The sequence below is a fragment of the Acetobacter sp. DmW_125128 genome (assembly GCF_008704325.1).
Classification (GTDB): Bacteria; Pseudomonadota; Alphaproteobacteria; order Acetobacterales; family Acetobacteraceae; genus Acetobacter; species Acetobacter oryzifermentans.
This window is the reverse complement of record NZ_VHOP01000034.1, coordinates 97,952-110,217: the sequence shown is the minus strand read 5'-3', so window position 1 is coordinate 110,217 and position 12,266 is coordinate 97,952. Positions and strand designations below refer to the sequence as shown.

The 12,266-nt window shown below is 55.5% G+C and carries 11 protein-coding genes, 1 tRNA gene and 1 pseudogene; 9 read left to right on the top strand and 4 right to left on the bottom strand.

The window, feature by feature from the left end; genetic code table 11:
• Positions 1-3: 3 nt before the first annotated feature.
• From FKW19_RS10765 to FKW19_RS10745, 6 genes and pseudogenes are all read left to right on the top strand, one after another.
• Positions 4-80 (top strand) — tRNA-Met (locus FKW19_RS10765).
• Between the two features lie 751 nt (positions 81-831).
• Positions 832-1,296: a (2Fe-2S)-binding protein gene (locus tag FKW19_RS10760; RefSeq protein WP_089179204.1), complete on the top strand. Its 465-nt coding sequence runs from the start codon at positions 832-834 to the stop codon at positions 1,294-1,296.
• Positions 1,297-1,298: 2 nt separating this feature from the next.
• Complete coding sequence (locus FKW19_RS10755) at positions 1,299-3,554, top strand: xanthine dehydrogenase family protein molybdopterin-binding subunit (protein WP_089179203.1); 2,256 nt, start codon at positions 1,299-1,301, stop codon at positions 3,552-3,554.
• A 57-nt stretch (positions 3,555-3,611) separates the two neighbouring features.
• Positions 3,612-3,989: pseudogene (locus FKW19_RS15740) on the top strand (cytochrome c); the annotation flags it as partial.
• Between the two features lie 641 nt (positions 3,990-4,630).
• A complete protein-coding gene (locus FKW19_RS15735) occupies positions 4,631-4,972 on the top strand; it encodes a cytochrome c (RefSeq protein WP_238331351.1) in 342 nt (113 codons plus the stop codon).
• 61 nt (positions 4,973-5,033) lie between these two features.
• Positions 5,034-5,921, top strand: a complete 888-nt coding sequence (locus tag FKW19_RS10745; RefSeq protein ID WP_089179202.1) for an aldo/keto reductase — start codon at positions 5,034-5,036, stop codon at positions 5,919-5,921.
• 74 nt (positions 5,922-5,995) lie between these two features.
• Here FKW19_RS10745 and FKW19_RS10740 read toward each other — a convergent pair whose 3' ends face one another.
• Both FKW19_RS10740 and FKW19_RS10735 read right to left on the bottom strand, forming a co-directional pair.
• The gene (locus FKW19_RS10740; RefSeq protein ID WP_089179201.1) at positions 5,996-6,979 is read right to left on the bottom strand and encodes an aldo/keto reductase; all 984 of its coding nucleotides are present in this window, start codon (positions 6,977-6,979) and stop codon (positions 5,996-5,998) included.
• Between the two features lie 300 nt (positions 6,980-7,279).
• Positions 7,280-8,200 carry a LysR family transcriptional regulator gene (locus tag FKW19_RS10735; RefSeq protein ID WP_089179200.1) on the bottom strand — a complete coding sequence of 307 codons (921 nt, stop codon included), beginning with the start codon at positions 8,198-8,200 and terminating at the stop codon, positions 7,280-7,282.
• 167 nt (positions 8,201-8,367) lie between these two features.
• Here FKW19_RS10735 and FKW19_RS10730 point away from each other — a divergent pair, with 167 nt between their 5' ends.
• From FKW19_RS10730 to FKW19_RS10720, 3 genes are all read left to right on the top strand, one after another.
• On the top strand, positions 8,368-8,952 hold the full coding sequence (locus tag FKW19_RS10730) for a flavodoxin family protein (RefSeq protein ID WP_089179199.1): 585 nt from the start codon (positions 8,368-8,370) through the stop codon (positions 8,950-8,952).
• Positions 8,953-9,041: 89 nt separating this feature from the next.
• Positions 9,042-9,776 (top strand): carboxymuconolactone decarboxylase family protein, encoded by a 735-nt coding sequence (locus tag FKW19_RS10725; protein ID WP_089179198.1) that lies wholly within the window; start codon positions 9,042-9,044, stop codon positions 9,774-9,776.
• A 28-nt stretch (positions 9,777-9,804) separates the two neighbouring features.
• Positions 9,805-11,022, top strand: coding sequence for an MFS transporter (locus tag FKW19_RS10720; RefSeq protein WP_123809141.1), 1,218 nt, complete (start codon positions 9,805-9,807; stop codon positions 11,020-11,022).
• A gap of 30 nt (positions 11,023-11,052) precedes the next feature.
• On the opposite strand, the gene FKW19_RS10715 is transcribed toward FKW19_RS10720, so the two are convergent.
• Both FKW19_RS10715 and FKW19_RS10710 read right to left on the bottom strand, forming a co-directional pair.
• On the bottom strand, positions 11,053-11,796 hold the full coding sequence (locus tag FKW19_RS10715) for an SDR family oxidoreductase (protein ID WP_089179196.1): 744 nt from the start codon (positions 11,794-11,796) through the stop codon (positions 11,053-11,055).
• 105 nt (positions 11,797-11,901) lie between these two features.
• Positions 11,902-12,258, bottom strand: coding sequence for an MmcQ/YjbR family DNA-binding protein (locus FKW19_RS10710; protein WP_089179195.1), 357 nt, complete (start codon positions 12,256-12,258; stop codon positions 11,902-11,904).
• Positions 12,259-12,266: the final 8 nt, after the last annotated feature.

Genomic DNA, 12,266 nt, shown 5'->3' with positions numbered 1-12,266 from the left:
AACCGCGGGGTGGAGCAGCCCGGTAGCTCGTCAGGCTCATAACCTGAAGGTCATAGGTTCAAATCCTATCCCCGCAACCACGAATTAAGTGATTGATATCACAAATTAAAACCCGCCTTCATCGGCGGGTTTTTTCGTGCCTAAAATCCACGCGCAGGATGCACATAGGAAACAGTCGGAAAGGTAATCAGGCGCATTTTTGTCGGTTTTCACGTCTGCGTGAGTTCTGGAGCCAACCTAGAATAGGCACGAGAAGCCACTTAAGAAGCGGGTCAACCGGTGAGTGAATGGCGAATACGTTTTACCCGGGGAGCACAGATCATAGCTTCTCGGTGCACACCGGGTGCTGCGAGTGTTTTGCCGTCAGTGTCTCCAGTGATCAGACCGCTAGCAAGCTCTTCACAGAAAACGTTAAGCGGTCATTCCACTATTCCGTCGTATTTTGATTGCCACGTATAAACATTGTATCTCTGGTCCTGAGCCTGCGGCATAAATATGTACCCGCAGAACATGCCTGATCCCCTTCAGGATCCCGATGACATGATCCTGGGTATTTTTTTACTGTCAGTTTTCAGGGCACAGACTTCACTTCAATTCAAAGCCCAGTTCTTGGGAAGACATAGAATTCCTTAAGTTTTACAGCTTCAAATCGTTATACATTTATGTGCTGCGCTCATGATTATATGCATTAAATTAGGGCTAATTTTCTATTTTGAAAAATAATAACATAAGAGTTCACGCCGTTGAATGGACTGAAAACAAAAATCTGGATTGGTGAATTACGTCACCATTCATAATGATTTTGTACAAAATCAATAATGGGAGGTTTACATGGAGTTGAACATCAACGGTATTCAGCACCATGTGGATGTCGAACCTGATACTCCCTTGCTCTGGGCTCTGCGCGACGACCTTGCGATGACGGGCACCAAGTATGGCTGTGGGCTGGCGCAGTGTGGGGCCTGCACTGTGCTGGTCGACGGACAGGCCGTGCGGTCCTGCGTGACACCTGTTGAAAAAGTGGCAGGAGCGTCGATCACGACCATCGAGGCGATCGAGCAGGATGATCTTGGCAAGCGTGTGGTTGCTGCATGGGTGAAACATCAGGTGCCGCAGTGTGGTTACTGCCAGTCCGGGCAGGTCATGGCTGCGACCTCACTGCTCAGGCAGGTTCCCCACCCCACGGATGCCGATATCGACGCAGCGATGGTCAATCTCTGCCGCTGCGGAACCTATAACGCCATTCGTGCCGCTATTCATGATCTGGCGTCCAGTTCAACGGACGGGGGAGCGTAAGAATGGTGAACGGTCTTTTTGATGATGCTCCCCTGATGCAGCAGGGTCCGGTCAATCTGTCCAGACGGCGCTTTATGCTGACATCGGCAGGGGCAGCAACGGGCGCATTCGTGCTGGGTTTCGGCCTGCCGACCCGACAGGCGCGTGCCCAGGCCGCGAAGGGACCAAAATATCGGGGAACACAGGTCCCAGCCTTCCTGGAAATCCGTCCGGATAATACAGTGCGCCTGCAAAGCCCCTTCATTGAAGGCGGCCAGGGAACGTTTACTGCCATGGCGCAGATCGTCGGCGAGGAACTGGACGCGGACCCTTCGACTTTCCTTGTTGAAAATGCCCCGGCAGGGGATGAATACGCTGTGATGGATAGCGGTATGCGCATCACGGGCGGGAGCATGTCGGTGCGGAACGGCTATCCGGCCATGCGGCGTCTCGGTGCGCTCGGACGTGAGATGCTGCTTCAGGCCGGGGCGCAGCATCTGGGTGTTCCCGTGTCAGAGCTGACCACTCAGCCGGGACAGGTCGTTCATGTCGCATCGGGCCGAACGGTCAATTATGGAGAACTGGCGCATGTGGCCATGGATCTCCCGGTGCCTGATCCGGCCAGCGTAAAGCTGAGAGATCCGTCGCAGTTCCGCTGGATCGGCAAATCGGTCAAGCGGCTGGATATCTACGAGAAATCGACAGGCAAGGTCGACTACGCAATTGATGTGCGGGTTGATGGCATGCTGCACGCAGCGGTCCAGCACGCGCCGCGTCTTGGCATGACGGTTGGTTCCATCCGCAACGAAGAACAGGTGCGCCAGATGAAGGGTGTTCACTCCGTTCATCGTCTGCTGGGGGCGGTGGCGGTCGTGGCCGAGCGGTGGTGGCATGCCAAACGCGGGGTTGAAGCTCTGCTGGTGAACTGGGTCGAGGCTGAACCGGGGGCAGCCTCAGACATTCGTGTGATGCCAGTGGATTTTTCGACGGAAGAGTTCAGGAAACATCTTGCGACAGTATCCGGGAAAGAAGAGAACGCGGAAACCAAAGGTGATGTGACCCGTGGGCTGAAAAACGCCCATACAGTCGTCGAGGCAACGTATTTCAGCCAGTACGTGAACCACGGGCAGCTTGAGCCTCCTTCCGCACTGGCACGGTATAATTCCGATGGAACACTCGACATCTGGCTCCCCAATCAGGCGCCCGACATGTTCCGTGCCGATATGGCCAGACGCACCGGGATGGATGCCGAAAAGATCACGATTCATTCGCCATTACTGGGTGGGTTTTTTGGACGTCATTTCCTTTACGACCATGGTAGCCCCTATCCGCAGGCTATTGCGCTCGCCAAAGCGACGGGTCGGCCCATCAAGCTGATCTGGACCCGTGAGGAAGAGTTCCTGCGTGATGCCCTGCGCCCCATGGCGGCCGTGCGGTTCCGTGCGGGGCTTGATGCGACTGGTCGTCCTGTTGCGCTTGACGTCGTCAGCGCCACCGAAGGAGCCACGGAAGGTCTCGGAACGAAACGTGGAAAAGACCTTGACCCGACAGCCCTCGAAGGACTGACCAACAAGGCCTACGATATTCCCGACCGTCGGATCGCCCAGTTGTTCGTCAGAAATCCGGCGACGCTGGGATACTGGCGTTCCGTCGGGAATTCCATGAATGATTTTCTTTATGAAACATTTCTGGACGAACTTGCGGACAAGGGACATCAGGACCCCTACGAGCTTCGGTTGCACCTGCTCCGGGACAACAGGCGCCTGACGACTTTGCTCAGGGCGGTCGCAGATCTGTCCGGTGGCTGGAAGCGTGGCCCGTTTACGGCTGCAGATGGTTCACGCCGCGCGCGCGGGATTGGCATGGCGTCACCTTTCGGGTCTGAAGCTGCGGCGATTGCGGAAGTGTCGCTCGAAAACGGGCGTGTCAGGGTGCACGAGGTCTGGGAAACCATCGACCCTGGAAAGGTCGTGAACCCCGCGATTGTGGAAGCGCAGGTCAATGGAGCCATAGCTCTCGGACTGTCTCAGGTGCTTCTTGAAGAGACTGTTTACGAGAACGGTATGCCGCGTGCGCGGAACTATGATGGCTACCCAATTCTCGCTTTGAATCAGATGCCTCGTGTGCATGTGAAAATTGTCGAGAGTGGCGAGAAGATGGGTGGCGTCGGGGAGCCACCGCTGCCTGCCATCCCACCCGCGGTGGCGAACGCGGTTTCGACCCTGACCGGGCGGCGTATCCGAAGCATGCCGCTGTCACGTCATGACTTTGCAAGCTGAGACTTTGATCGTCGTCTGGCACGTCCCGCGTGCAGCAGAAAGAGTGCGGAACTGAACATGACTAACCGCCTGAAGAAAATTTTCGCAGTCGTGATCCCTGCGTCGGCTGTTCTGGCTGCGGGAACGGCATGGTTCGTGACCCGTCTCCCTGCGTCGTCCTTTGAGAAAACCGGTTCTCAGGGGGAGCCGTCGGCGCAACTCGTGGCACGAGGGGAGTATGTGTCCCGTCTGACGGATTGCGTCGCCTGTCACAGTGTGCCGGGTGGGGCAGCCTATACCGGGGGCCTAAAGATGGTGACGCCGATGGGCGCAATCTTCGCCACGAACATCACGCCTGACCGTGAGACGGGGATCGGTGCCTATACGCTGGCGGATTTCGACAGGGCGCTTCGTTCCGGCGTAGCAAAGGATGGGCACCGTCTTTATCCGGCCATGCCCTATCCGTCCTATGCCAAGCTTTCTGACGATGATGTCAAAGCGCTTTATGCCTATTTCATGAAGGGCGTCCCAGCCGTTCATCAGGAAAACCGTGAAAGCACGATCCCCTGGCCGCTGAACATGCGCTGGCCTCTGGCTTTCTGGAATGTGGTTTTTGCCCCGTCAGACGTTTATCGCCCGGACACGTCGAAAGATGCCCAATGGAACCGGGGGGCCTATCTTGTTGAAGGGGCGGGGCACTGCGGGGCCTGTCATACGCCGCGAAGTCTGGCCTTCAACGAAAAGGGGACAGACAGTCATAGTGCGGCCTTTGTCTCCGGCGCTCTGATTGATGGCTGGTTTGCGCCCAGCCTGCGCAACGATGCCAACACGGGTCTGGGTCGGTGGAGCGAGGACGATATCTTCCGTTTTCTCAAGACCGGCCGGAACGAACATGCCGTCGTGTTCGGCTCCATGACGGAGGCTTTCAACAACTCGACGCAGTTTTCTCGGATGATGATCTGCGGGCAGTTGCGCATTATCTCAAGTCTCTGCCTGGCAACGCGCAACATGACGGAACGCCGTGGCAGTATGAGCCGACACAGGCTGCGGTTGTCCAACCCGCCGGACGGCAGGGTATCCCGGGCGCGCAGACCTATATGGCAAAGTGCAGTTTCTGTCATGGCACGGATGGGCGCGGGCAGGGGCAGTGGGTTCCTCCGCTGGCAGGAGCAGCTTCGTCTCTGGTGCCGGACAGTTCCTCTTCCATCAACGTCACACTCAACGGGTCTGGCCGTGTCGTCGCGGCCGGTGTGCCGGATTCCTACCGAATGCCGTCATATCGCGAGCAGCTCTCCGACGGGGAAATCGCAGATGTGCTGACTTTTATCCGATCCTCGTGGGGAAACCGGCAGTCTCCCGTGATGAAGCCGGATGTGAAAAAACTCAGGGAGCAGACCGTTCCTGCCAGCAGCAGTCCGGTTATTTTGAAAACTCGTTGAATTTCTCGGGGATTGAAAGAAACGAGTGTTATGATGCCCGAGTGCAGGTGCCGAATGCGTGATGAAGGATGCCGACATGACACGAATTAATGCCAGTCTTTCCGGAGAGTTCCTGCTAGGCGGAGAAATTTCCGTTCATCGTCTAGGGTTTGGTGCAATGCGCCTTACCGGACCGGGTGTGTGGGGAGAGCCTGAAGATCGGGAAGAGACCCTGCGCGTCTTGCGCCGCCTGCCGGAAATCGGTGTCAATTTCATCGACACCGCGGACAGCTATGGCCCTTTCGTCAGCGAGGATCTGATTGCCGAGGCTCTGGCGCCTTACAGGGGCCTGACCATTGCGACGAAAGGCGGTCTGGTTCGTCCTGGCCGGACGGAAGGACAATGGCCGCAGGTCGGGGACCCAAACTATCTCGGGCAGGCTGTTCGTCTGAGCCTTCGGCGGCTGAAGGTTGAACGGATCGATCTCTGGCAGCTTCACAGGATTGATCCTAAACTTCCCGCAGAGGGACAGTTTGAGACCATTCGCTCCTTTATCGATCAGGGCTTCATCCGGTATGCCGGGCTGAGTCAGGTATCGGTCGCGGAGATTGAGGCTGCCAGAAAGATATTCCCGGTCGCTACTGTTCAGAACCGGTACAATCTGACCGACCGTGCGGACGAAGATGTGCTGGAATACTGTGAAGCCAATGGCATCGGTTTTATGCCCTGGTTTCCTCTGGCGGCCGGCGAACTGGCAAAGCCGGGCGGGATTGTCGATAGCATTGCAAGAACACATGCTGCGACACCGGGTCAGATCGCATTGGCATGGCTCCTCAAGCGTAGTCCCGTGATGTTGCCCATTCCGGGAACTAGCCGTGTCAGCCATCTGGAAGAGAACGTTGCTGCGGCTGCGATCACGCTTTCGGATGAAGAATTCGATCAGCTCGATGCCGCATCGAGAAGTCTATAAAAGGGTATGATCCCCCTGACACAGGCAGGCGTGCTGGTGTCAGGGGGAAGTAGCAGTTGGAAGAGGGCCGGTTGTTACCAGGCGTAAGCTTCGGGTGCTTCACCGCCGGGGCCGGGCCAGATTTCATCCAGACGCTTCAATGTGTCTGGAGAGAGACTAACGTCCAGTGCTTTAAGACTGCTTGCCAACTGCTCCTGCGTGCGGGGGCCGACGATTGGGGCTGTCACGACAGGGTTGTGGAGCAGCCAGGCCAGTGCGACGTCAGCGGGCTGTTCGCCAAGTTCCGCGCAGAGGGATTCATAGGCTTCAAGCTGTGGTCGGTATTTCTCGATTTCCTTGAGTTTGCTGGCTCTGCGCGTCCCGCTTTCTTTGCCCAGAACGCCACCGAGCAGACCGCCGCCAAGTGGGCTCCACGGGATGATGCCGAGACCATGGTGCCGACAGGAGGGAATGACCTCAAGTTCGATCATGCGGGCGGTCAGGTTGTACAGGCTCTGTTCCGAGACCAGCCCCATGAAGTTCCGGGCCTTGGCCGCGGCCTGTGCGGTGGCAATGTGCCAGCCGCCGAAATTGCTGCTGCCGACGTAAATTACTTTGCCCTGCTGAACGAGCAGTTCCATTGCCTGCCAGATTTCTTCCCAGGGCGTCCGGTGATCGATGTGGTGCATCTGATACAGATCGATATGATCTGTCTTGAGGCGTCGCAGGCTGTCCTCACAGGCCTTTCTGATGTGATAGGCTGACAGATATTTGTCGTTCGGACCCAGACCCATCGGCTGGTACACCTTGGTGGACAGGACGATCTGGTTCCGGCGACTTGTATCTTTTGAGAGCCAGTTGCCGATGATCTCTTCGGATGTGCCAAAACCCTGTGCCATGTCCGGTGTTTGTGGCCCACCGTAAACGTCGGCGGTGTCGAAGAAATTGATCCCGGAGTCCAGCGCAGTGTCCATGATGGTGAAAGCCGTTGGCTCATCCGTAACCATACCGAAATTCATGGTGCCCAGACAGAACTTACTGACTTTCAGACCTGTCCGACCAAGATATGTATAGTGCATGGTCAATCCTTCCGTGTGTGGTCGCGCCTCGTTACCGCTGTAAATTCTTTTCTGTTTTCGAATGACAGGAGCCTGAAGCGACCTTTCAGGTAACTATTTGGGCCGCCCATTATCCGTTGAAACAGCTCTGTCTATCGATCAGCTCTTGATGAAGGCGCTAATGAGGGAAAAGATAGCCCTTTTCCCAGGCAGGGATTAGCCCTTTCATTATATACATGGTCATGAGGTATTCTCATGAGTGTGAGTAAACTGTGTATGGTTTAAAGCATCCTTACACAGGGCCATTTTTACTCAATTACATTAGTGGGGCATCGGATCTTCTTGACTGATACCGGGCAATTTTTCAGCCAAAGTATCGACAATTACACGCAGGCGTTTGGGTAATGTTGGCGTTTCTGGCCAGACAGCGAACGTGTCAACAGCAGTAGAGGGAAATCCGTCCAGGAGAGAGAGAAGGCGACCATCATTCAGATGAGGTCTGATAAGCCAGTCAGGCAACCACGCAATCCCTAGTCCTGCAACGGCAGCATCGACAATCGCCTCGAGATTGTCGAACTGAAGACGCCACTTTAATTTACAGTTCTGTAGATTGCCGTCCAGATCCCTTAACTGCCACGGAAAAAGCCTGTTTGAACGCCAGTAAACCAGGGCATCGTGCATCTCAAGATCATGAATTGTTTGAGGTTTGGCACGTTCGGAAAAATATGACGGTGCAGCACAAACAATTTTATTCTGACTGCATATTTTTCGAATGCGCAATCCGCTTCCATCTGCGATCGGACCTTGGCGGATTGCCAGATCAAAACCTTCTCCTATCACGTCCACAAGGAGATCGCTGAAGCGCAAATCAAGATCAAGATTGGGATATTGGCGAGCCAGTTCCAAAAGAATCGGTGTGACACAATGACGACCAAACAAGATTGGCATCGACATGCGAACCTTGCCAGCAACGTCGGTACGACCCGCGTGGAGCTGTTCTTCTCCCGAGCGTAATTCCTTAAGGGCGCGTCGACATTTATCGTAATAAATCTGCCCTTCTTCGGTCAGGGTGAGAACGCGCGTCGTCCGGTTGAAGAGCCTGGCGTCAAGCCGTTCCTCCAGTCGTGCCACGGCCTTTCCCACAGCAGAGCGCGACAGACCGAGACGTTCTGCCGCGCGGGAGAAACCGCCTGCCTCAACGGCTTCGACAAAGACGGATATATTTTCAAGGCGGTGGTGCATGGTACCCTTATTGTAGAATTATACGCTCATATTATGGGAATATATTTCGCCACACGCTCATATAATTCTACATTATAAACTTACCGAGGCCCAGTGTGGAGTTGGTCGGAAGAGTGTCGCTCTTTGCCCGCCCTCTGCGGCAAAAACATAGTGCAGGATTATCTATCATGCTGATTTCTATCGTATATCACAGTGGTTACGGCCATACTGCCAGGCAGGCAGAAGCGGTTGCGGAAGGCGCGCGTCGCGTGGCAGGCGCCGATGTGAAGTTGATTTCGATCGGTGACGGAGAGATTCCCTGGGACACGCTGGAAGCCAGTGACGCGATTATCTTTGGTTCGCCGACCTATAACGGTGCGATCAGCGCGAAATTTAAAGAATTCATGGAAGCTTCCACCAAAACTGCGTGGTTTGAGCAGAAGTGGCTTAACAAGATTGCGGCGGGGTTCACCAACTCGGGCGCCCAGCATGGCGACAAACTCAACTCATTGGTTTCTCTCACGCTATTCGCTGCCCAGCATGGCATGACGTGGGTCAATCTCGGCCTGATGCCAGGTAATAGCACCAGTACTGGTAGCGTGAACGACCTGAATCGCCATGGTAGTTGGTTGGGCGCCATGGCGCAGTCCAACAATGATCAGGCCCCGGATGTGACGCCGATCAAGAGCGATCTCGACACAGCGGCACATCTTGGGCAGCGCGTGGTAGAAATCACCCAGCGCTTTGTCTCGGGTTCAACACAGAGCAAGTAACTTTTGGAACGCTCGGCTATGCCGCGTATGCGGCAGCGGAAGAGCATCGTCTCTTTCGCTTCGAGCGGTGTCATGGAGGAAGCAAGACGATGTCCAATACTCCGTCTCTGACGCTGGAAGATGTGCGCGGTGTGGCTCCTGCTCTGGCGCATTATACGGAAACCGCAATCATTCGGGATCTGTGGGCGCGCTCCGGTCTTTCCGCACGTGACCGAAGTCTCGTGACCGTCTCCGCTCTCGTGGCTGGGGAGCGGACAATCGGGTTCGCGCATTATTTCACCAGGGCGCTCGACAGTGGGGTGACACCAGGTGAACTGTCTGAACTCATCACGCATGTCGCTTTTTATGCGGGGTGGTCAACGGCGTTTAATGCGGTTGTTTCCCTGAAGGGGATTTTTGCGCAACGCGGCGTGTCAGCGGATCAGTTGCCGCCCGTGAGTCCGGATCTGTTGTCGGTTGATGAGGCGCTTCCGGGGGATGCGGCCCGAGTTGCCCTGCTTCAGGAGCGTTTCGGGACGGTTGCGCCGGGCCTTGTCGAGATTACGAACAATCTGCTGTATGGAGACGTGTGGTTGCGTCCTGGCCTGACGCCAAGAGACCGAAATCTCGTGACTGTCAGTGCCATGATTGGCTCCGGGCAGAATGAGTTTCTGGCGATGTATCTTGGAAAAGCCGTCAGGATGGGCGTGACGCGGGACGAACTTTCCGAACTTGTCACGCATCTTTCGTTCTATATTGGCTGGCCGCGGGCGATTTCCTCAGCCCGTGTCCTCGCCGAGTTTATCAGGGCACAAAGCATCCAGGAGCCATCAGCCCCTACGTAATGGCCCTTCGTTCAGGAAAAACCAGAGTGTGACAACATCCCCCAACGCCCGACTGGATCATGACTTTCCCGGTGGTCGAATGCGGATTGGCGCTCTGCTCCCGCTGACGACGACAGCTTTTCTGATGATTGTGACCGAGACCATGCCGGCGGGTGTCCTGCCGGCGATGGCGCAGGATCTTGATGTCGCGCCCTCTGCGATTGGTCTGCTGGTCTCTGTTTATGCACTGGCTTCCGCGGCGGCTGCCATTCCAGTCGTGGCGCTGACCAGAGGCCTTCCACGTAGACCTCTCCTGATTGGCCTGCTTTTCTGTTTTGCGCTGGCGAACAGTGTGACGGCGCTGTCAGCGTCTTATGCTCTTACAGTGGCAGCAAGGATCATTGCTGGTCTTGCGGCGGGCGTTGCATGGCCTGTCGTGATCGGGTTCGCAGTCAGGATCAGCGACGGCAGAAATGTCGGGCGGGCCGTTGCAATGACGCTTGTGGGGAGCACGGTTGCCATGGTCGCGGGCTTGCCTCTCGGGACCATGATGGGGGGAGTGTTGGGCTGGCGCGTCAGTTACGCGTTGCTGTCGGCTGTGGCGCTCGGCATTGTCGCATGGATGCTGGTTATTCTTCCGTCTGTTTCCAGCCTGAAGGAAGAGCAGGCGTCTTCCATAAAACATGCCGCACGTATTCCGGGAATGCGGCAGGTGTTGCTGGTGACGCTGCTGGGCATCATCGCGCATTATGCTCTTTACACCTATATCGCACCTTTTGCCGGAATGCTGAGTTTGACGCATGGAACGACCGAGGCCTTGCTGCTTTTCGGGAGTGGCGCCCTGATAGGAGTGACGACGGTAGGGCGACTGACTGACAAATCTCCGTTTGGTGTCGCGGTTACGGCGCCTGCACTGACGGTGGTGTCGCTTCTGGCCCTGTTTTTGGTCCGTTCCCCGGCAATCGAAGTTGTGATGATTTTCTTGTGGGGGTGCTCATTTGGCGGATTGCCAACGATCCTGCAATCGGCAACAGCCCGGATTGCCGGGCGTGCTCATGCGGAACTGGCGACAGCGATGTTGACGACAGTTTACAACACTGGAATTTTCAGTGGAGGCGCGCTTGGAGGTCTGGTTTTTGACCGCCTCGGGGCTGCTCGTATTCCGTTGCTTTCCGTGAGTTTTATCGCTGCGGCGTTGATGATTATTCTCGTGAACGCGCGGATATTTTCAAACCGGAAAAACGAAGCGGAAATGTCAGGCTCGTAAAAGGAGCGAGCCTGACACTATGCCTGCCTGTTACCAAGGCTGGTTTACAGGACCGACCGTGAATTCATTGACAGTGGTGTCTTCCGGCATGTCGATGGCAAACGCAACGACTTCGGCAACGCGATCAGGCGAGATGCCATACGTCTTGTAAAGACCCTGCATCTGTTCCTGCACGGCACGGTCCGTTATGGAATCAAGCAACTCGGTGTTGATCGCAGCGGGGTAGAGCGTTGCGGTACGGATGTTGCTGTTCGCGGATGCGGACTCCATACGCAGCACTTCCATGAAATTGCGCACGAACCATTTCGTGCCGCCATAGACGGCGCATCCCGGATAGGCCTTGATGCCGGCAACGGATGACGTCGCAATGATCTGTCCGGATTTCTGCTCCAGAAAAGTCGGCATGACGGCTGCGACGCCGTTCAGGACGCCCTTGATGTTGACGTCGACCATCCTGTTCCAGTCATCGGTTTTGAGTGCCGAAACCGGGGAGTTGGGCATGAGGCCCGCATTCAGGAAGATGACATCCACACGACCGAACGTGTCCTTGGCAAATTGTACGATGCGTTCGTTATCAGATGGCTTCGTGACGTCCAGAACCTGATAGGCAGCCTGACCACCGGCTTTCTCAATGTCGGTCACGATCTGTTTTAGCAGGCTTTCCCGGCGCGCACCGAGGACAACTTTTGCCCCTTTTGCGGCCAGTAGCTTTGCCGTGGCTTCGCCGATCCCCGATGATGCGCCCGTGATGATGATGACTTTATCTTTAATCATTTATGGTAATCCTAAGCGGTTTGAGTGTTGCCACGCAGCAATCGACAGAGTGTTCAGAGACTACGATTTTAGTCTGTCTGAAGCCTCGTGCATGGGAAAAAATCTCTAGAGCGTCAGTTTGAAACTGACGTCGATAAGATTTTTGATGAGAGCATCAGAAACGCTGCCATCCAGCAGGATACTGATCCAGTGGGATTTGTTCATATGATAGGCTGGAACAATTCCTTCTGTCGTAAGATAATCCTGTATATTTTCTGGGCGGCATTTGACGTCGAGAATATCGACATTCCTGCCTTCACTCAGCTTGAGTGTCTGGCGGGGCACATTCATGATAAGTCCAAACCACGTCTCGCGATCTTCGTGCCGGAGTGCGATATAGTCAGGAAAGTAATGAAAGGGATGGTCTGGGATCGTATCGTATTTTCTTCTGACGTAGGATAAAATAAGCTGTTTTTGGTTCATATGGTGAT

What these genes read in the sequence shown, in the direction of transcription:
- FKW19_RS10760 (WP_089179204.1), top strand. Translation starts at nt 832, where the DNA reads ATGGAGTTGAACATCAACGGTATTCAGCACCATGTGGATGTCGAACCT.
- FKW19_RS10755 (WP_089179203.1), top strand. Translation starts at nt 1,299, where the DNA reads ATGGTGAACGGTCTTTTTGATGATGCTCCCCTGATGCAGCAGGGTCCG.
- FKW19_RS15735 (WP_238331351.1), top strand. Translation starts at nt 4,631, where the DNA reads ATGGCAAAGTGCAGTTTCTGTCATGGCACGGATGGGCGCGGGCAGGGG.
- FKW19_RS10745 (WP_089179202.1), top strand. Translation starts at nt 5,034, where the DNA reads ATGAAGGATGCCGACATGACACGAATTAATGCCAGTCTTTCCGGAGAG.
- FKW19_RS10740 (WP_089179201.1), bottom strand. Translation starts at nt 6,979, where the DNA reads ATGCACTATACATATCTTGGTCGGACAGGTCTGAAAGTCAGTAAGTTC.
- FKW19_RS10735 (WP_089179200.1), bottom strand. Translation starts at nt 8,200, where the DNA reads ATGCACCACCGCCTTGAAAATATATCCGTCTTTGTCGAAGCCGTTGAG.
- FKW19_RS10730 (WP_089179199.1), top strand. Translation starts at nt 8,368, where the DNA reads ATGCTGATTTCTATCGTATATCACAGTGGTTACGGCCATACTGCCAGG.
- FKW19_RS10725 (WP_089179198.1), top strand. Translation starts at nt 9,042, where the DNA reads ATGTCCAATACTCCGTCTCTGACGCTGGAAGATGTGCGCGGTGTGGCT.
- FKW19_RS10715 (WP_089179196.1), bottom strand. Translation starts at nt 11,796, where the DNA reads ATGATTAAAGATAAAGTCATCATCATCACGGGCGCATCATCGGGGATC.
- FKW19_RS10710 (WP_089179195.1), bottom strand. Translation starts at nt 12,258, where the DNA reads ATGAACCAAAAACAGCTTATTTTATCCTACGTCAGAAGAAAATACGAT.